This window comes from Allobosea sp. P2_A10 (assembly GCF_056405115.1).
Map to the genome: position 1 here is coordinate 210242 of NZ_JBFUCS010000006.1, position 19530 is coordinate 229771.

17 protein-coding genes are annotated in these 19530 nt (G+C 66.5%); 13 read left to right on the forward strand and 4 right to left on the reverse strand.

Features of this window, described 5'->3' with window-relative positions:
• The first annotated feature begins 40 nt into the window (after window positions 1–40).
• The gene (locus tag AC1DZY_RS11350; RefSeq protein ID WP_476820220.1) at window positions 41–1324 is read left to right on the forward strand and encodes an NAD(P)/FAD-dependent oxidoreductase; all 1284 of its coding nucleotides are present in this window, start codon (window positions 41–43) and stop codon (window positions 1322–1324) included.
• A gap of 26 nt (window positions 1325–1350) precedes the next feature.
• Here the strand turns inward: AC1DZY_RS11350 and AC1DZY_RS11355 are convergent, their stop codons facing one another.
• Together AC1DZY_RS11355 and AC1DZY_RS11360 are read right to left on the reverse strand one after the other, a co-directional pair.
• Window positions 1351–2826, reverse strand: a complete 1476-nt coding sequence (locus AC1DZY_RS11355; RefSeq protein WP_476820221.1) for an NAD(P)-binding domain-containing protein — start codon at window positions 2824–2826, stop codon at window positions 1351–1353.
• Between the two features lie 4 nt (window positions 2827–2830).
• Complete coding sequence (locus AC1DZY_RS11360; protein WP_476820222.1) at window positions 2831–3805, reverse strand: LysR family transcriptional regulator; 975 nt, start codon at window positions 3803–3805, stop codon at window positions 2831–2833.
• A 108-nt stretch (window positions 3806–3913) separates the two neighbouring features.
• Here AC1DZY_RS11360 and AC1DZY_RS11365 point away from each other — a divergent pair, with 108 nt between their 5' ends.
• Both AC1DZY_RS11365 and AC1DZY_RS11370 read left to right on the forward strand, forming a co-directional pair.
• Window positions 3914–4408: a CMD domain-containing protein gene (locus AC1DZY_RS11365; RefSeq protein WP_476820223.1), complete on the forward strand. Its 495-nt coding sequence runs from the start codon at window positions 3914–3916 to the stop codon at window positions 4406–4408.
• Window positions 4405–4980, forward strand: coding sequence for a peroxidase-related enzyme (locus AC1DZY_RS11370; RefSeq protein ID WP_476820224.1), 576 nt, complete (start codon window positions 4405–4407; stop codon window positions 4978–4980). The genes AC1DZY_RS11365 and AC1DZY_RS11370 overlap by 4 nt, the downstream gene beginning before the upstream one ends.
• A 6-nt stretch (window positions 4981–4986) precedes the next feature.
• Here the strand turns inward: AC1DZY_RS11370 and AC1DZY_RS11375 are convergent, their stop codons facing one another.
• Window positions 4987–6054, reverse strand: a complete 1068-nt coding sequence (locus tag AC1DZY_RS11375; RefSeq protein ID WP_476820225.1) for an NAD/NADP octopine/nopaline dehydrogenase family protein — start codon at window positions 6052–6054, stop codon at window positions 4987–4989.
• Window positions 6055–6073: 19 nt separating this feature from the next.
• A complete protein-coding gene (locus tag AC1DZY_RS11380) occupies window positions 6074–6751 on the reverse strand; it encodes a GntR family transcriptional regulator (protein WP_476820226.1) in 678 nt (225 codons plus the stop codon).
• A 198-nt stretch (window positions 6752–6949) separates the two neighbouring features.
• Between AC1DZY_RS11380 and AC1DZY_RS11385 the strand changes: the two genes are divergently transcribed.
• From AC1DZY_RS11385 to glnT, 10 genes are all read left to right on the forward strand, one after another.
• Window positions 6950–8458, forward strand: a complete 1509-nt coding sequence (locus tag AC1DZY_RS11385) for an ABC transporter substrate-binding protein (protein WP_476820227.1) — start codon at window positions 6950–6952, stop codon at window positions 8456–8458.
• 93 nt (window positions 8459–8551) lie between these two features.
• Window positions 8552–10633: a hydantoinase/oxoprolinase family protein gene (locus tag AC1DZY_RS11390; RefSeq protein ID WP_476820228.1), complete on the forward strand. Its 2082-nt coding sequence runs from the start codon at window positions 8552–8554 to the stop codon at window positions 10631–10633.
• Window positions 10634–10635: 2 nt separating this feature from the next.
• Window positions 10636–12282 carry a hydantoinase B/oxoprolinase family protein gene (locus tag AC1DZY_RS11395; protein ID WP_476820229.1) on the forward strand — a complete coding sequence of 549 codons (1647 nt, stop codon included), beginning with the start codon at window positions 10636–10638 and terminating at the stop codon, window positions 12280–12282.
• Window positions 12283–12310: 28 nt separating this feature from the next.
• A complete protein-coding gene (locus AC1DZY_RS11400) occupies window positions 12311–13231 on the forward strand; it encodes an ABC transporter permease (protein WP_476820230.1) in 921 nt (306 codons plus the stop codon).
• Window positions 13228–14085, forward strand: a complete 858-nt coding sequence (locus tag AC1DZY_RS11405; protein WP_476820231.1) for an ABC transporter permease — start codon at window positions 13228–13230, stop codon at window positions 14083–14085. Before AC1DZY_RS11400 ends, AC1DZY_RS11405 begins: the two co-directional genes overlap by 4 nt.
• Window positions 14086–14215: 130 nt before the next feature.
• A complete protein-coding gene (locus AC1DZY_RS11410; protein ID WP_476820232.1) occupies window positions 14216–14884 on the forward strand; it encodes a helix-turn-helix domain-containing protein in 669 nt (222 codons plus the stop codon).
• A 102-nt stretch (window positions 14885–14986) separates the two neighbouring features.
• Entirely contained in the window at window positions 14987–15883 is an 897-nt protein-coding gene (locus AC1DZY_RS11415) for a class II glutamine amidotransferase (RefSeq protein WP_476820233.1), read from the forward strand.
• Window positions 15880–16599 (forward strand): protein glxC, encoded by a 720-nt coding sequence (locus AC1DZY_RS11420; protein ID WP_476820234.1) that lies wholly within the window; start codon window positions 15880–15882, stop codon window positions 16597–16599. Before AC1DZY_RS11415 ends, AC1DZY_RS11420 begins: the two co-directional genes overlap by 4 nt.
• A 206-nt stretch (window positions 16600–16805) precedes the next feature.
• Complete coding sequence (locus AC1DZY_RS11425; RefSeq protein ID WP_476820235.1) at window positions 16806–18143, forward strand: FMN-binding glutamate synthase family protein; 1338 nt, start codon at window positions 16806–16808, stop codon at window positions 18141–18143.
• A gap of 46 nt (window positions 18144–18189) precedes the next feature.
• Complete coding sequence (glnT, locus tag AC1DZY_RS11430; protein WP_476820236.1) at window positions 18190–19485, forward strand: type III glutamate--ammonia ligase; 1296 nt, start codon at window positions 18190–18192, stop codon at window positions 19483–19485.
• Window positions 19486–19530 lie beyond the last annotated feature (45 nt).

Consider the following 19530-nt stretch of genomic DNA (forward strand, 5'->3'; position numbering starts at 1 on the left):
GCCGCGCATGCCATAAGATCAATTGAAACGGAGCCTGTTCATGCTGGACGACAAGCGGTCGCACGGGCTGTGGGAGCTTTCCGCGCCGCCGGCTCCGCCGACCACCGCCCTGGCCGAAGACCGCGCCGCCGACGTCGTCATCGTCGGCGCGGGCTATACCGGGATGTCCGCCGCACTTCACCTTGCGAAAGCCGGCAAGACCGTCGTCGTGCTCGAAGCCGTCGAGATCGGCTTCGGAGCGTCCGGCCGCAATTCCGGCTTCGTCAATGCCGGTCTCTGGGTCATGCCTGACGACCTGATCGCGACGCTCGGCCCGGTCTATGGCAATCGCTTGATCGGGCTGCTCGGCGAAGCGCCGCGCGAGGTCTTCGCATTGACCGAGCATTATGGGATGAACTGCCAGGCCGACCATCGCGGCACCTATCACTGCGCCGTCGGCGCCAGCGGCCTGAAGCAGCTCCGGGCCCGGCAGGTGCAATGGAGCAGGCTCGGCGCCAAAGTCGAACTGCTGAGCGCCGCCGAGACGCAGGCCCGAACCGGCGCAACTGGCTATACCGGCTCGCTGTTCGATCCCCGCGCCGGCACGATCCAGCCGCTGGCCTATGCGCGCGGACTGGCGGGCGCTGCCATCAGCGAAGGCGCGACCATCCACACCGGCAGCGCGGTCACGTCGTTCGAGCGCACCGGCGAGCAATGGCAGGTCACGACCGCAGGCGGCAGCATCTGCGCCGACTGGCTCATCCTGGCGACGGACGCCTATTCGACCGGCGTCGCTTCGACGATCCGCGAGGAGCAGGTGCATCTGCCCTATTTCCATGTCTCGACGAAGCCGCTCAGCCATAATCTGCGCAAGACGATCATGCCGAGTGGCGGCGCGGGCTGGGACACCAAGACGATCCTGAGCGGCTTCCGGCTCGATGCCGAGGGTCGGCTGATCGTCGGCAGTTGCGGGGCGCTGCGCGGGACTGGCACCGCAGTCCACCGCGCCTGGGTCAGGCGTCACATCCGCAAGCTGTTTCCGCAGCTCGGCGAGGTCGAGCTCGAGACGGAATGGTACGGCAAGATCGGCATGACGCCCGATCATTTGCCGAGGCTGCACAGCTTCGGGCCCAACGCATTCGGCTTCAACGGCTACAACGGACGCGGCATCGCGCCAGGTACTGTCTTCGGTCGGGAACTCGCGCGACTGGTGCTGGGCGAAGTCGACATCGAGGGCATGCCCCTGCCGGTCTCGCAGGTCGCCATCCCGGCGTTTCGCGCGATGCGGGAAGCCTATTACGAGGTCGGCGCTCAGATTGCGCATCTCCCGGTCGCGCCGGCCTGAAACGCGTGGTCGCGCCAGTCCGGAAGTCAGGGGACAAAGTGGCCAAGCGGTTCTGACGGCGCGGCGTCGGCGTCGGCCCATTCATCGCCGAGGAGTTCGGGCGTTTCGAAGGCGACGAGCGCCTCGTAGTGCGTCTCGCGATCGGCGACGAAGAGGGCGCGCGCGATGCCCCGCGCCAGCCGCTGCGCGCCGTCGCTGACGGCCGGGATGTCTCCGGAGAGCTTCCCGTGCGAAAGCATCGCGGGATAGTTGAAGCAATGGATCGAGGCGAGCGCCGGGCAGGTGCCGGGCTCGCGCTCGAGGAACTCGAAGCTCGCTCCGAGATCGGGCGCATGCGCCAACTCGGGATTGTCAATCCCTTCAGGCGGCGCGTAGCGATCCTTCCAGAAGCGGATGAACGGCGCGACGGCGTTGAGTTCCGGCCGCAAGCCGGGGTCGACCGAGAAGCCGGTCGCCATGATCAGGAAATCGAGCGGGTAGGAGCCCTTGGCGGTGGTCAGCACGAGGTGGCCGTCGCGCTCGGCCAGGCTCTCGATCGGGCTGCCGAGATGGAAGCGCGATTGCGGATGCCGGGATACCCGCAGCGTCGAGTCGCGCGGCGGCGGGGTCTGCGCCTTCATGGCGTAATCGAGGAAGCGCCATTTCCAGTCGTCCGGCAGCCCGGCGAAGCCATGCACGACGCCCTGGCTGCCGATGCCGGTGAATTTGTTGATGCGCGGCAGGTCCTTGCGACGCACGAACAGGTCGAGGCTGGCGACGCCGTGCTCCAGCGCCTCCGCGGCGTTGTCCATCGCCGATGCGCCGGCGCCGACGACACCGACGCGCTTGCCCCTGAGCCTGTCGAAATCGATCGCGTCGGCGCTGTGAGCCCAGAGGCCTTTGTCGATGCCGGACACGATCGGCGGAACCCACGCGCCGCCGAGCCCGTCGCGGCCCGTCGCCAGCACCAGATGGCGGGCATGGAGCGTGCGCTCGCCCGTGGCTTCGCGGATTCGCAAGGTCAGCAGGTCTTCGGGACCGGGCGTGACGGAAATCAGCTCCACTCCGTTGCGCACCGGCAAGTCGAGCATCTCGCGGTACCAGACGAGATATTCCATCCATTGCCGGCGCGGGATCTTGCCGAGCGCCTCCCAGGCCTCGTGGCCGAACTGCGCCTCGTACCAGGCCCGGAAGGTCAGGGCCGGCAGGCCGAGGGCCGGACCGGTGAGTTGCTTGGGCGAACGCAGGGTCTCCATGCGCGCGAAGGTCACCCAGGGGCCTTCGCGCCCGGCCGTGGCCCTGTCCAGCACGATCAGGCTGGCGATGCCCAGCCCCTTGAGCGCGCCCGCCGTCGCCAGCCCGCACATGCCGGCGCCGACCACGACGACGTCGGTGACGGGCTCGCCCACGACGTCGCGCGGCGGCACCCAGCTCTTGGCCGGCCATTCGAGCCAGGAGAGATCCTGCCGAAGCCTGAGTTCGAGCTGACGCAGCCCCTGCGCCTGTTGGGAAGCCGTGTTCATCAGGTCATGTCGCATGCCGGGCGCCAGCGCTCGCGCCGAAGGCATCCGCCATCAGCCGGTCATGCGCCGTCGCAGGGTGCTTGACGAAACCGGGAATGGTTTCGAGTGAAATCTCCGCGAGCCGCTCGATCAGGCCGGAGACGAGCGCGGTCAACGGGCGTCCATAAGGCGTCAGAACGGCCCAGAAGAACGAGATCGGCACGTCGATCGGCCGGATCACCACCCCCTCCACCGGCATCCCATAAGCGATGATCGGCTCGACGATGGCGATGCCGAGGCCGGCGCGGGCCGACATGATCGCGGTGTTGGAGGTGTTGGTGTCGAGGATCGCGGCCGGCGTGATGCCCCGTTCGCGCAGCGCGAGATCGACCCGCCGCCGCCAGCGGAAGGGATTGGCCATCGTGATCAGGCGTCTGTCGGCCAGTGCCGAAAGCGGGATGAGGTCTTCGCGGGCGAGATCATCGTCGGCGGCGACCGCGGCGACGCACGGAGCCTCGCCGATCCAGTGGATCTCCAGCGCCGGATGATCGACGGGAAGACTGGTGATGCCGATCTCGGAGACCTGCGTCGCCACCGCCTGCACGACCTGTTCGGCGATGGCGGTGCGGATATGGATCTGCTCGGGCAGGCTGGCCGCGCCGAGGCGTTGAAGCGCGGACGGCAGCATTCCGACGGAGAAGGAGGCGATGGTGGCCACCGACAGCGAGCGCGGCCGATCGAGCGCGATCGCGTCGGCCCGTTCGCGCAACTGCCGCAGCCAGGCCATCACCGGCTCGACCTCCTGATAGAAGCGCAGGCCCTGCTCGGTCGTGGTGACGCGTGGGCCGCTGCGATGGAGCAGGCTGAAGCCGAGCGAGGCCTCGAGATCCTGGATCAGGCGCGTCAAGGCCGGCTGCGAGCGGCCAAGCAGCCGCGCCGCGCCGGTAATGCTGCCTGCGGACATCACCGCAGCGAAGGCTTCGAGTTGCTTCAGGTCCATTTGATCCATCATTCTTAATGCGAATGATATGGACATCATCATGCAGGTCAAGCATGATTATCACAGGCCTGTGTCGGGCGGCGACGGAGCCTGCAAAAGAGGGACGCGATGATGCTGATTGAAAACCTGGCCGGCGTCAGGGCCGGTACGTCGCTGGCCGAGGCGCTGGCGCAGCGGGCCGAGATCATGGGACTGAGCCAGGCGAGCCACGATGCGGTCCTGCTGCCGCGCGACCCCGGCGGGTTGAGTCATGCCGAGCGCGCGGCGCTCACGGCGCGGATGGCCGGCTGGAACGACGATCCTGCGTTGGTCGCCCACTATCGGGAGTTGCTGCTTCAGGCCGGCGAAACCCCGGTCCTGAGCGCGATTGCAGCCGGCAAGCCCGGCTCTGGCCCGTCGGTCGAGCCGCGTCTGGCCGCGATCATCCGCCACGCCGACCTGCTGACGCGCGAGACCCGCAACGCGACGAAGGGCGATATCGCCGCACTTGTCGCCGTGGGTGTGGCCGAGGCCGATATCGTGCGGCTCGCCGAGCTCGCCGCCTTCGTCAACTATCAGGTCCGTGTAATCGCGGGCCTGCGTCTTTTGGGAACCGCGGCATGAGCAGGACTGTCCACGAATTCACGGCCGTTGTTCCGCGCTGGGCGCCCTTTGTGACGCCGGTCGAACTTGACAAGGCGACGCCCGAGCAGCGCGACGCGATGCAGATCACACCGTCGAGCAAGGGCATCTCGACCTATGTGCTGACGCTGGCGCATGATCCGGAATCGCTCAAGGTGCGCTCGCCGCTGTTCAACGCGATCATGTACGGCAAGGGCGGCCTCTCCTCTGCCGAACGAGAACTCGGCGCGGTCGCGGCCTCGATCGTCAATTCCTGCGTCTATTGCGTCGCGGTGCATGCATCGCGCTTCAACCAGCTCACCAAGCGCACCGACGTGATGGAGACGATCTTCGCTGGCGGCGTCGATGCCGAGCTCGAGGACAACCACCAGGCCATCTTCGACTTCGCCGTGAAGCTCTCGCAGTCTCCCCCGGCGGCAGGCGCAGCCGAGATGGCGCAGCTGCGCGCGCTCGGCCTCTCCGAGGTCGAGATCCTCGACCTGATCCTGTCGGCCTCGATCTTCGGCTGGGCAAACCGGCTGATGCACACGCTCGGCGAACCGGTCACCGACTGACGGGGTTCAGCCGTCGCGAAGCTGGCGGTGCAGTTCGGCGGCGTCGAGTCCTGCAAGGTCGAGCGCCGGCAGCAGATCGTTCTCGGCGCGGAAGTCGCGTGCGCAGATCGCGTCGAACAGGGCGATGCCAGCCTGATGCAGCGGCAGGGCGACGCCGGCAACCGCACCCAGAGACTCCAGCGGGGCGAGCCCGAAGGGCACGTCCTCGGTGATGAAGCGGGTGTCGAGCGTCTTGGGTCCGAGCAGCTCGGGGCGCTTCCCGTAGACCGCGGCCGACATTTCGCCGACGGGCCCCGGCTCGACACCGAACGAGTGGACATAGTGCTCCTGAATGCTGCGGACGCGGAGGCCGAAAGCCTGAGCCAGCGCCAGCCGCTCGGTGTCCATCGCATCGATGATCCGGCCGACACCCGTCGTGATCGAGCCGTAGTTCGGCCAGTCCTCGCCCTTCTCGGCGCGCGTCAGATTGCCGAGCATGTTCGCCATATGGGCTGGCGGGTTGAGATTGCTGAGCATGATGGCCAGCACATCGTCGCGCGCCTCGAAACGATCGCCGAACAGGGCTTGGCATAGCGACAGCCCCTGCTGCGCATGCCGGACCGGCAACGTCGCGACATCGAGTCTCGCCCTGATGCCGGAGATATGGACGCTTTGCGGGCCGCTCTTGCGCGCGGTCAGCGCCGTCGTCGCCCAGGCCGCGATCGGGAGGTCCATGCCGCGCGCCGTCAAAAGCCGGTGGAGATAGAGCGCGGCGAAGGAGCAATGCGCGCTGATGATCACGTTCTGCCCAGCGCGCAGATGCGGCGCCAGCGCGTCGAGCACGGTCTTGAAGCCATTGGCCTGCACGGCGACGACGATCGCTTCAGCGCCATCCAGCGCCCGCTGGCAATCGCGCGCGATCTCGATCGGGAATGCCCCCTCGATCTTGCCGGTCACTGTGAGCGGAGCGTCGCCGGCGAAATCGGCGAGCGCTGCGCCGCTTGGCGACCACAGGATCGGCTCGTGGCCCTGCGTCGTCAGATAGGCGGCATAGCCGCGTCCGATTCCGCCCGAGCCGATGATGGCGACGCGCATTATTGATCCTTCGACGGTTTCAGACGATCTCGATACCGCCCATGACGTGCTTGTGCAGGATCGCGAGCAGGCCTGGCTTGTCGCGCTCGCGCAGGCGCTCGACGATCTCGTAATGCTCGCGCGCGGTGCGGGCGAGCAGGGTCGCCGTATTCTTCTCGCGCGTCAGCGTGACCGGGACGCGGCTGCGCAGATCGAAGATCATCGCCACAAGATCCCGGTTGGGGCAGTATTCGAGCATGACAGCGTGGAATGCGCTGTTGGTTTCCTCCTGCGCGACGACCGTGCCCGATGCGACAGCCTCGGCGAAGGCGCCGGCATTTTGCTCCAGCCGGGCGAGCCCGTCGGCGTCGATATGCTTCAGCACCTCCTCGGCGGCGGCGACTTCGAGGATAGCGCGGATCGTCACGACATTCCGGAAGCGCTCTCTATCGAAAGTTTCGACACGATAGCCGCGATTGGCCTCCAGCTTGACGAAGCCTTTCTCCTCGAGCCGATCGAGCGCCTGCCGGATATCGAGGCGAGAAGCCCCGTATTGCGCTTCCAGATCGACCTGCTTGAGCCATGACCCGGCGCTCAGCCGCCCGGTGCTGATATCCTTTTCGATCAGCTTCGCCAGCTCGCGGGCGCGTGCAGCGCTGCCGCCAGCACTGGGCTTGTCGTGGCCGTCAGCGCCGTTCTGCTGCGTTACCAGAACCATTTGTCGTGCATTCCCGAGCCGATGCAAGCCGTGTGTGTCCATCACTCTTCTGCTTCGGATGGCCCTTGCCTGGCAACCTGTGCGCGTGCCCGCGCCATCTGCCGAAAGATTGGGCCTGGGTGCAAATGAAACGGCTATTGACAGATGCCAATCATAAACTCAGGATTGGCGCCAATATCAAACACGAGGGGATCGTCAATGTCCAGCACTTCGCGTCCCGCATGTCGACCGGCCGTCCTGGCGCTGAGCCTTGGTCTCGCCGCGCTCGCCGGCCCGGCTGCGGCGCGCGACCTGACGATCGCGCTCTCTAGCAACGTCAACACGCTCGACCCGTTCAAGTCGACGACGGTGGGCACCGATCTCAGCGTCGCCGCGCATATCTACACCCCCCTGGTCGATCGCGGCCCCGACATGAAGCTGCGTCCGGGTCTCGCGACCAGATGGGAGGCGATCGGCGATACGGCCTGGCGTTTCACCCTGCGCGAGGGCGTGACCTTCTCGAACGGTGAGAAGCTCGATGCCGAGGCGGTGAAATGGAACGTCGAGCGCGTGCTCGATCCCAAGACCGGCGCGCGCAACAAGCCGTGGTTCGCGGCGATCAGCGAAGTGAAGGTGATCTCGCCCGGCATGGTCGAGTTCGTCACCAAAAGCGCCTATCCCGACATGCCCGAGCAGATGTCGATGTTTCTGCTGATGCCGCCGAAATGGACGTCGGAGAACAACGCCTCGGTCACCTCGCTTGGGAGCGGTCCCTATGAACTCGTCCGCTTCGCCAGCGGGGACCGGATCGAACTCAAGGCGCGCAAGGACTACTGGGGCGAGAAGCCTGCCTTCGACAAGGTGACCTTCCGCATCATCCCGGAGGACTCGTCCCGCATCGCTGCGCTGGTTGCGGGCGACGTCGACCTGATCACCGGCTTTCCGACCTCCGAGATCGCGCAGATCAAGGCGAGCGGCAAGGCGGACGCGGCATCGGTGCCCGGCACGCGCGGCATGTTCATCAAGCTCAATGCGGTCCGCGCACCGTTCAAGGACAATCCCAAGCTCTGGCGCGCGCTTAACCTAGCCATCGACCGCAAGGCGATCAATGACGGCCTGCTCGACGGCCTTGGCGAGGTCAGCGCCTGCCAGCCGCTGTCGCCGGCCTATTTCGGCTTCAATCCCGAGCTGAAGCCGGCGCCCTACGATCCGGCGCAGGCCAAGAAGCTTCTCGCTGAGGCCGGCTTTGCCGGTGGCCTGACCATGGAGCTCGAGGTTCCGACCGGGCGCTACATCCAGGCGTCGGACATTACGCAGGTCGTCGCCTCCCAACTCGCCGATGTCGGCGTCACGGTGAAGCTGCGCGAGATGGAGTTCGGCTCCTTCATGAACAAATACATCGTCGGCAAGAACCTCGGTGACTCAGCCTATTTCGGCCTCGGCTGGCCGACGCTCGACGCCGGCGGCCTGCTGAATTTCTGGGAGAGGGAGAACCCGCAATCCTATTGGGAGAGCGAGAGCTTCAATGTCGACGCCAAGGCGGCGCGCTCGACCAATGACGCGACCAGGCGCACCGCGCTCTATCGCAAGCTGACAAAGCAGCTCTGCGAGGACTCGCCCTCGATCTTCATGTTCTTCACGCCGATCACCTACGCCCAGTCGAAGGCGATCGCCTGGCAGGCGCGCGGCGACGACTGGGTGCGCGCGATCGACATCAAGACGCGCTGACAGCCTGCTGCCGAGCATCCGGGCGGCGGGCGTCTCCAGCCTCCGCCCGGACATCGCGGCCTTCATTCGACCAGTCCGGATCGCGACCATTCCATGACCGTTCACGACCAAACCGCCCTGAAGCTGCGCGTCGGCGTCGATTCCGGCGGCACCTTCACCGATGTCTGCATGTACGACGAGACGCATGGCGAGATCCATGTCTGGAAGGTGTCGAGCACGCCGCAAGACCCCTCGCTGGGCATCGCCGGAGGCGTCGAGCAGGGCGTGGCCGAAGTCGCGAGGTCGACAGGGCGGGAGGTCGAGGTCGTCTATTTCGGCCACGGCACGACGGTCGCGACCAATGCGCTGATCGTCGGGCGCGGCGCCGAGACCGGGTTGATCACGACCAGAGGTTTTCGCGATATCCTCGAACTGCGCCGCCAGAAGCGCGATTCCCTCTACGACATCCAGACGCAGAAGCCGCGCATCCTCGTCGCTCGCGACAAGCGGCTCGAGGTCAGCGAGCGCGTGCTCTTCGACGGCAGCGTGCTGACGCCTCTCGACGAGGACGAGGTCCGCGCGGCGGCGCGCAGGCTCAAGACCGAGGGCATCACCACCGTCGCCGTCTGCTTCCTGTTTTCCTTCGTCGAGCCCGCGCATGAAAAGCGCGTCAAGGAGATCCTCGCCGAGGAGATGCCGGGCGCCTTCGTCTCGATTTCTCATGAGGTAGCGCCCGAGTTCCGAGAATATGAGCGGCTCTCGACCACGGTCGTGAACGCCTATCTCGGCCCGATCATGAAATCCTATCTCTCGAAGCTTCAGCCGAGGCTGGCCGAGATCGGCATCCACGCCCATCCGCACCTGACCCAGTCGAATGGCGGCGTGATCTCGTCGGAGGTCGCGCAGAATTTTCCCGCCCGCACGGTGTTGTCGGGCCCGGCCGCAGGCGTCATCGGCGCGCTGGCCGTCGGCGGCTCGGCGGGCTTCGCCAACGTCATCACCTTCGACATGGGCGGCACCTCGACCGACGTCTCGCTGATCGATCGCGGCCGGCCGCAAATGTCGAACGACGCGGTCGTCCACGGCTATCCGCTGAAGCTGCCGATGCTCGACATTCACACCGTCGGCGCCGGCGGCGGCTCGATTGCGGCGATCGATCCCGGCGGGCTGCTCAAGGTTGGGCCGCGATCTGCCGCGGCCGACCCGGGTCCGGTCTGCTATGGGCGCGGCAACGAGGAGCCGACCGTCACCGACGCCAATGTGGTGCTGCAGGTGCTGAACCCGACGCATCTGCTCAATGGCCGCATGCCGATCGACCAGGCGGCCGCCAAGGCTGCGATCGGCAAGCTCGCCGACAGGCTCGGCCTCGGCGTGATGGAGACCGCGCAGGGCATCATCAGCGTGGTGATCGCCAATATGGCCAAGGCGATCCGCGTCATCTCGGTCGAGCGCGGCTACGATCCGCGCGATTACGTCATGCTGGGCTTCGGCGGGGCAGGACCGATCCATGCCGCGAGGCTTGCCCGCGAACTCGATATCCCCAGGCTCGTCGTGCCGAAATACCCCGGCATCATGTGCGCGCTCGGGCTGCTCCTGACCGATCTGCGCACGAACCTCTCCTTGACCCGCCTGCTGCCACTGAGCGCGGAGGGCATCGACAGCATCGAGAACGGTTTTGCGGGCCTCGAAGAACGCGGTCGCGACTGGTTCGCGCAGGAGGCGATCCCGCAGGAGCGCCGCTCGCTGATCCGCTCGATCGACATGCGCTATGGCGGGCAGGGCTATGAACTCACCGTGCCATGCCCGGCCGGCATCATCGACGCGACGGCGCTGGTCCGGCTGCGCGAGGAGTTCGAGCGCATCCACCAACAGGTCTACGGTTATATCGCCGCCGAGGAACCGGTGCAGGTGACGACGCTGCGGATCGAGGCCGTCGGGCTCGTCGCCAAGGCCGATCTCAAGTCCTATCCGCCTGCGACGGATCCCGTCGAAATCGCGATCACCGACCATCGCGAAGTCTGGCTGCCGGAGGCCAACGGCTTCGCCCTCTGCCCGATCTATGACCGCGCCAGACTAGGCCCGGGCCACACGCTCATCGGCCCCGCCATCATCGACCAGATGGATTCGACGACGCTCGTCCTGCCCGGCCAGACGGCGACGGTGGATGCCTATCTCAACCTGATCCTCGAGGGCTGACCATGCTGGACAAAGTCAGGACGGAGCTCGATCCGATCACCGTCGAGGTCATTGGCAGCGCGCTGACCACGATCGTCGAGGAGATGGGCAAGGCGATCATCCGCGCCGCCTATTCCACCAACATCAAGGAGCGGCAGGACTGCTCGACCGCCCTGTTCGACGCGGCGGGGCGCACGATCGCGCAGGCCGAACACATTCCCGTCCATCTCGGCTCGCTGCTCGGCATCGCCGAGCACGTCTTCAAGAACCATGATCTCTCGAGCGTACGGCCGGGCGACGTCTTCGTCGGCAATGACGCGTATACCGGCGGCGGCACCCATCTCAACGACATCGTTTTCCTCGAGCCTATCTTCCATGGCGGCGAACTCGTCGCCTGGGTGACGAACCTCGCGCATCATTCCGATTTCGTCGATCGCGGCCACGCCCATATCTTCCAGGAGGGACTTCGCATCCCGCCGGTCAGGCTCTATCGCGAGGGCGTGCTTCAGGACGATCTGATGGCGCTGATCCTGCTGAACTGTCAGGTGCCGCGCGAGCGCATCAACGATTTCCGCGCCCAGATGGCGGCCAACCGCCTCGGCGTGCAGCGCTATCAGGCGCTTTGCGACAAATATGGCCGCGATACGGTGCGCGCCGCCGGCAGTCAGGTGCTCGACTACACCGAGCGGCGCACACGGGCCGGCATCGCCACGATACCCGACGGCACCTACCGCTTCCGGCATGATTTCGACAGCAACCTGATCGATGGCGTACTCGATCTGCAGGTCGTCATCGAGGTCAGCGGTGACGAGATCACGATCGATTTTCCCGATGCGCCGCCGCAGGTCCGCGCGCCGATCAACATGGTCTATACGGCGCTGCTCGCGACCGTCTATTTCGCGGTCAAGGCGATCGTCGATCCCGATCTTCCGGCAAATTCCGGCTTCCACCGGCCGATCCATGTCACCGCCCCGCTGGGCTCGGTGCTGAACTCGGTCGCGCCGGCGGCCGTCTACAGCCGCACCGACATCGGCCAGCGGCTGGTCGACATGATCTTCGCGGCGCTGGCCGATGTCGTTCCCGGCCGCATCGCCGCCGCCTCGACCGGCGGAACGCTGCTGACCACCAGCGGGATGCATCCGCGCACCGGTCGCTTCTACGTCTATAACGAGATGCATGGCGGCGGCATGGGCGCTCGCGCCGACAAGGATGGGCTCGACGGCGTCCAGGTCAACACGACCAACACCGCCAACCTGCCGATCGAGGCGCTGGAAACGGAGCATCCGGTCATGGTCGAGTGCTACGAACTGGTTCAGGATTCCGGCGGCGCCGGGCAATATCGCGGCGGCATGACCCTGAGGCGGCGCGTGAAAATGCTCGACCACACCGCCCGCATCTCGGCCGGCGGCACCAATTCGATCGTACCGCCCTTCGGTCTTGCCGGCGGCGAACCCGGCTCCACGGCGCGCGTCGAACTGTCGCCGGGCGCAAAGCCGCTGGAGCGGCGCGCCGGCATCCTGCAGGCCGGCGAATGGGTCGGCATGGTCGCGGCTGGCGGCGGCGGCTTCGGCGATCCCAAGAAGCGCGACCGCGCCCTTGTCGAACGCGATCTGCGCGAGGAGCGGATTTCGCGGCAGGCGGCCGTCAACCTGTACGGGCTGAAGCTCTGACCGGCGCCTCGACCATGGAGGCCGCGCGATGCCGCATCATCTGACCACGAGGCTGGGCGAGGGCCTGGTCGCGATCTGGGGCGTGGTGACCATCGTTTTCGTGGTCTCCCGCCTTCTCGGCGACCCCGCGGTGCTGCTGCTGCCGATCGGCGCGACGGAGGAGCAGCTGCGCGAACTGCGCGTCCAGCTCGGCCTCGATCTCCCGCTCGCCCAGCAATATCTGAGCTTCCTGCTGAATGCGCTGAAGGGCGATTTCGGCCAGTCCTTTCAATTCGGGCGGCCGGCGCTGACGGTCGTGCTGGAGCGGCTGCCCGCGACGGCGTCGCTGGCGGGCGCGGCGCTTATCATCGGCATTCTGGTTGGCGGCATGGCTGGCGCGCTGGCTGCGATCTATCGCGGCTCGGCGATCGAGGCCGCGGTCTTGCTGGTTGCGCTGCTCGGCCAGGCGACGCCGTCCTTCTGGCTCGGGATCATGCTGATCCTGCTCGTTGCCGTCCATCTCGGCTGGCTGCCGACGGGAGGCTATGGCAGCTGGCAGAATCTGGTGCTGCCGGCCGTGACGCTGGCCTGTTTCACCACGGCCAGCATCGCGCGGCTGCTGCGCTCCTCGATGCTCGACGTGATGCGCGACGACTATGTCCGTACCGCCTATGCCAAGGGCCTACCGCCGCGCCGCGTCTTCCTCTGGCATGTCGGGCGCAATTCCCTGATCCCCGTGGTGACGATGACCGGCATTCTGAGCGGCGAGTTGCTCGGTGGCGCGGCGGTGACGGAGACCGTCTTCGCCTGGCCCGGCGTCGGGCGTCTCATCGTCCAGGCGATCGAGACCAAGGATTTTCCCGTGGTGCAGGCTGGCGTCGCCGTCGTCGCGGCGATCTTCGTCTGCGTCAATCTGCTGGTCGACCTGCTCTACACCGTGATCGATCCCCGGATCAGACAGTCGTCATGAGCTTTTTCGCTCTCCTTCGCCGTCATCGCGTAAGCTGGCTCGGTCTTCTCGGCGCGATGCTGATCGTCGTTCTGCTGGTCTTCGCGATCGCCGGGCCCTGGCTCGGCCTGCCCGATCCGACGCGGGGCGACTTGCGCGCCCGCATGATGGCTCCGACGCTGTCGCTGGCCGGGCTGGGCAGCCACCCCTTCGGAACTGACCAGCTCGGCCGCGACATCCTCAGCCGCATCGTTGCCGGCAGCCGCGTCACCCTGACGATCGCCGGCTCGGCGGTTGTGCTGGGGGGCATCGTCGGGGTGTCCCTCGGCCTTCTCGCGGGCTATTTCGGCGGCTGGACCGACCGCATCCTGATGCGTCTGGTCGACATCCAGCTCGCCTTCCCGCTGATGCTGCTCGCCTTGCTCGTCGTGGCGGCGCTGGGACCGAGCCTGCACAATCTCATCGCCGTGCTCGCACTGACCAGCTGGGTCCGCTACGCCCGCATCGTGCGCGGACAGGTGCTGACGGTGCGCGAACGCGAATTCGTTCAGGCGGTGCGCGCGATGGGCGCCGGCCATCTGCGCATTCTGGGCCGGCACATCCTGCCCAACGTGCTGACGCCGGCGCTCGTCGTCGCGACGCTTGAACTCGCCCGCACGATCGTGCTGGAGGCGGGCTTGAGTTTCCTGGGGCTCGGCATCCAGCCGCCGTCTCCGAGCTGGGGGCGGATGCTCGCCGATGGCCGCACCTATATCGCCAGCGCCTGGTGGATCATCACCCTGCCGGGACTCGCGCTGATGCTGACGGTCCTTGGCGTCAATCTCCTCGGCGACTGGCTGCGCGACTGGCTCGATCCCTATGGCGACCGCTACTGAGCATCGGTCGCGGCCACTTGGCCTCTGCGAATGCGCCGCGACGATATTATTTTCTTCATAGGCAACCTGAAAGGCGTTAACTGGCTCGTTCGACGGCTTCGCTGCCGTAACGCGGCAAGCGGAGGCAGCCTTGTCCAGAGCCCCGAAAGACGCATCCATTGGCGCCCCGGAGAGCCGGCCGGACGAACTTCGCACCGGCTCGGGCGCACCCAGCGCCGGGCATACGCTGGAGCAGGCGCTCGGCCAGCGCATCCGCGCAATCCGCCGCGATCTCGACCTGACCGTGTCGGATCTGGCCGGCTCGGCAGGCATCTCCGTCGGCATGCTCTCGAAGATCGAGAACGGGCTGATCTCGCCTTCGCTTAGCACGCTGCAGGCGATCACCGGCGCGCTGAATGTGCCGATCAGCTCGCTTTTCGCCAGTTTCGAGGAGAAGCGTGACTGTTCCTACGTCGCTTCCGGACAGGGCCTGCGCATCGACCGGCGCGGCACCAAGGTCGGCCATATCTACGAACTGCTCGGCCATGCGCTCGGCGGCGACATCGCGGTCGAGCCCTATCTGATCACCCTGAGCGAAGAGGCCGTGCCCTATACCGGCTTCCGCCATGCCGGCGTCGAGTTCATCCACATGCTCACAGGCGAGGTGATCTACCGCCATGGCGAGCGCAGCTATCATCTGCGTCCGGGTGACTCGCTGCTGTTCGATTCCGCCGCCACCCACGGCCCGGAAGAGCTCGTCGTCAGGCCGATGACCTATCTCTCGATCATCATGTACGGCCGGCAGCCGACGGCAACATGATTTTCTTGTGAAGAAATATTTATTCCAAATTATTGACGCCGCTATGACGCCAATCTAGGAATTGCTCACGCCGCAAGGCGGCTCCTCGTCAGGATCAGCGCCATGTGCGGCATCGTCGGCCTGTTCATCAAGGATCCCAAGCTCGAGCCCGAGCTTGGCGCGCTGCTCGCCGGCATGCTCGGCGTGATGTGCGCCCGCGGGCCAGACTCGGCCGGGTTCGCTGTCTATGGCGAAGGCGTGCCCGGCACGATCAAGCTCACTTTGCGCGGCCCCGCCGGCACGAACTTCGCCAGCCTCGGCGCGAAGCTCGATGCCGAGATCGTCGCTCGCGACACCCATGCCGTGCTGACGATCTCGGCCGGGCAGGAGGGCGCGATCCGCGCGAAGCTTGCCACGCTCGCAACCGAGATCACCGTTGTCGGCGCCGGCGTTCGCATGGAACTCTACAAGGAGGTCGGGCTGCCAAGCACTGTGGCCACCCGTTTCGGGCTGGAGCGCATGGCAGGCAGCCACGGCATCGGCCACACCCGCATGGCGACCGAGAGCGCAGTGACCACCGACGGCGCCCACCCCTTCTCGACCGGCCCCGACCAGTGCCTCGTCCATAACGGCTCGCTTTCGAATCATCGCGGCCTGCGGCGCGGGCTGGAGCGGCAGGGGCTGACCTTCTCGACCGACAACGACAGCGAGGTAGCGGCCGCCTATCTCACCGCCCGCATGCGCGGCGGCGATACGCTTGGCGAGGCGCTGGAGCATTCGCTGTCGGACCTCGACGGCTTCTACACCTTCGTCGTCGGCACGGAATCGGGCTTCGGCGTGCTGCGCGATCCGATCGCCTGCAAGCCGGCCGTCATGGCCGAGACCGAGGCCTATGTCGCCTTCGGCTCGGAATACCGCGCGCTCGCCGATTTGCCGGGCATCGGCACGGCCAGGCTCTGGGAGCCGGAGCCGGCCAAGGTCTATTTCTGGGCGCGGCCGGCTTCCGGACGGATGCAATGAGCGGCCACAACGCCATCGACCTTGCCGGCGGCACGGTCCGTGAGCTGAACAGGGCCCTGCACGAACTGCGCGGCAAATTTACCGATACAGGGCTGCCGACCAACGACACGCTCTGGTGCGTCGCCAATCCGCGCGGCCTGCATTCGATCGCGGCCGGCGTCGATGCGCCCGTCTCGATCGAGATCGACGGGCCGGTCGGCTATTATTGCGGCGGCATGAACAAGCAGGCCAGCATCACCGTCAACGGCAATGCCGGCGTCGGACTGGGCGAAAACATGATGTCGGGCTTCATCCATGTGAAGGGCGATGCCAGCCAGTCGGCCGGCGCCACGGCGTGCGGCGGCATGATCGTGATCGACGGCAACGCCTCGGCCCGCTGCGGCATCTCGATGAAGGGCGTCGACATCGTCGTGAAGGGCTCGATCGGCCACATGTCGGCCTTCATGGCGCAGGCCGGCCATCTCGTCGTGCTCGGCGATGCCGGCGAGGCGCTGGGCGACAGTCTCTACGAAGCCAGGCTCTTCGTGCGCGGCACGGTCGCAAGCCTCGGTGCCGATTGCATCGAGAAGGAAATGCGCGACGAGCACCGGGCGCTGCTGGCGGCGAAGCTCGAAGCGGCAGGCCTGGCCGGCACGGTCGATGTCGGCGAGTTCAAGCGCTACGGCTCGGCCCGCACGCTCTATCATTTCCACGTCGACAACGTGTCGAGCTACTGAGCCATGCCGTTGGTGCTCGGAACCACTGCCGTCATTCCGGGGTACGCCGAAGGCGTGAGCCCGGAACCCAGAACCGCTGCGGATGCTGGAAATACAGCCCGGTCGGAGCTCGTTCCTGAACGCCTCATCGGTTCTGGGTTCCGGGCCCGGGCCTCTGGCCCGTCCCGGAATGACGGCGTGTTTCGCGCGCGAGAAGGTCAAGAACAATGAGCGACCCGAGCAAGCCCCCGCGCACGGTTCCGCGTGGCTCCGCGACCTTCGATGACTACACGCTGTCGGAGATCCGGCGCGCCGCCGCGACCGGCATCTACGACATCCGCGGCGGCGGCGCGAAGCGCAGGCTCCCGCATTTCGACGACCTTCTCTTCCTGGGGGCCTCGATTTCGCGCTACCCGCTCGAAGGCTATCGCGAAAAATGCTCGACCGAGGTGCTGCTCGGCACGCGCTTCGCCAAAAAGCCGATCGCGCTGAAAATCCCGATCACCATTGCCGGCATGAGCTTCGGCTCGCTCTCGGCCAACGCCAAGGAGGCGCTGGGGCGCGGCGCATCGGCGATGGGCACCTCGACGACGACCGGCGACGGCGGCATGACTCAGGAAGAGCGCAGGAGCTCGCAGACCCTCGTCTACCAGTACCTGCCCTCGCGCTACGGCATGAACCCCGACGATTTGCGCGCGGCGGACGCGATCGAGATCGTCGTCGGCCAGGGTGCGAAACCCGGCGGCGGCGGCATGCTGCTCGGCCAGAAGATCACGGAGCGCGTCGCCGCGATGCGCACGCTTCCGGTCGGCATCGACCAGCGCTCGGCCTGCCGCCATCCCGACTGGACCGGCCCCGACGATCTCGAGATCAAGATCGAGGAGCTGCGCGAGATCACCGATTGGGAGAAGCCGATCTACGTCAAGGTCGGCGCCGCCCGGCCCTATTACGACACCGCCCTGGCGGTGAAATCCGGCGCCGATGTCGTCGTGGTCGACGGCATGCAGGGCGGGACGGCCGCGACGCAGGAGGTCTTCATCGAGAATGTCGGCATCCCGACGCTGGCCGCCGTCCGGCAGGCGGTCGATGCGCTCCAGGAACTCGGCATGCACCGAAAAGTGCAGCTCATCGTTTCCGGCGGCATCCGCAACGGCGCCGACGTCGCCAAGGCGCTGGCGCTGGGGGCTGACGCGGTCTCGATCGGCACGGCGGCGCTGGTCGCGCTCGGCGACAACGATCCGCATTGGCAGGCGGACTACGAAAAGCTCGGCACGACGGCTGGCGCTTATGACGACTGGCATGAGGGCCGCGACCCTGCCGGCATCACCACGCAGGATCCCGAACTGATGGCGCGGCTCGACCCCGTCGCCGCCGGCCGCCGGCTCGCCAATTATCTCGCAGTGCTGACGCTGGAATGCCAGACCATCGCGCGCGCCTGCGGCAAGAGCCATGTCCACAACCTGGAGCCCGAGGATCTGGTGGCGCTGACGATCGAGGCCGCCGCGATGGCACGAGTCCCGCTTGCCGGCACGAACTGGATTCCGGGTTCCGACGGGCGCTTCTGACGATGTGAACGAGCCCGGAACGGGCCTTCAAGGGGATTTGAAGACCATGACCACCGATCTCGCGAAGATCGCCGCCGAACGCGGCATCAAGTACTTCCTGATTTCCTATGTCGATCTCTTCGGCTCGTTGCGCGCCAAGCTTGTGCCCGCGAGCGCGATCGGCCCGATGCAGCGCGAGGGCGCAGGCTTCGCCGGCTTCGCGACCTGGCTCGACATGAGCCCGGCCGACCCCGATCTCTTCGCCGTGCCCGATCCCGAGAGCCTGATCCAGCTGCCGTGGAAGCCGGAGATCGGCTGGCTGGCGTCCGACCTCGTCATGGACGGCAAGCCGGTGGCGCAGGCGCCGCGCACGGTGCTCAAGAACCAGCTCGCCAATGCCGATGGCTACGAGATGAAGAGCGGCGTCGAATGCGAGTATTTCCTGATCTCGGCGGACGGAACGCAAATTTCGGACGCCGCCGACAATGCGGTAAAGCCCTGCTACGACCAGTCGGCCCTGATGCGTCGCTACGAGGTCATCCGAGAAATCTGCGACGCCATGCTGGCCCTCGGCTGGGGCGCTTACCAGAACGACCATGAGGACGCCAACGGCCAGTTCGAGATGAACTGGAATTACGACAATGCGCTCAAGACCGCCGACCGCCACGTCTTCTTCAAGTTCATGGTCCGCTCGATCGCCGAGAAGCACGGCCTGCGAGCGACTTTCATGCCAAAGCCCTTCATCGACCTGACCGGCTCGGGCTGTCACATGCATGTCTCGCTCTGGCAGGGCAAGGCCAACGCCTTCTCCGACGCCAAGGGCGAACTCGGCCTCTCCGCGCTTGGCTACAATTTCATCGGCGGCCTGATCCACAGCGCCGATGCGCTCTGCGCCATCACCAACCCGACGGTGAACTCGTACAAGCGCATCAACGCGCCGCGCACGATCTCGGGCGCGACCTGGGCGCCCAACACCGTGACCTATACCGGCAACAACCGCACCCACATGATCCGTATTCCCGATGCCGGGCGCTTCGAGTTCCGCCTCGCCGACGGCGCCGCCAACCCCTATCTGCTGCCGGCCGCGGTGCTCGCCGCCGGCATGGACGGCATCCGCAACAAGCGCGATCCGGGCAAGCGGCTGGACATCAACATGTATACCGACGGCCACAAGGTCCGTGGCGCGAAGAAGCTGCCGCTGAACCTGCTCGACGCAATGCGCGCGCTGGACAAATCGACCGTGCTCCGCAGCGCGCTGGGAGCGCCCTTGGTCGACGGCTTCCTCAAGCTCAAGACCGAGGAATGGAACGCCTATTCCCGCCACCTGACCCAGTGGGAGCGCGAGACGACGCTGGACATCTAGCAGCTCGCCGAAGGCTTGCACGGTCTTCGCCCAATTGATGGAAAC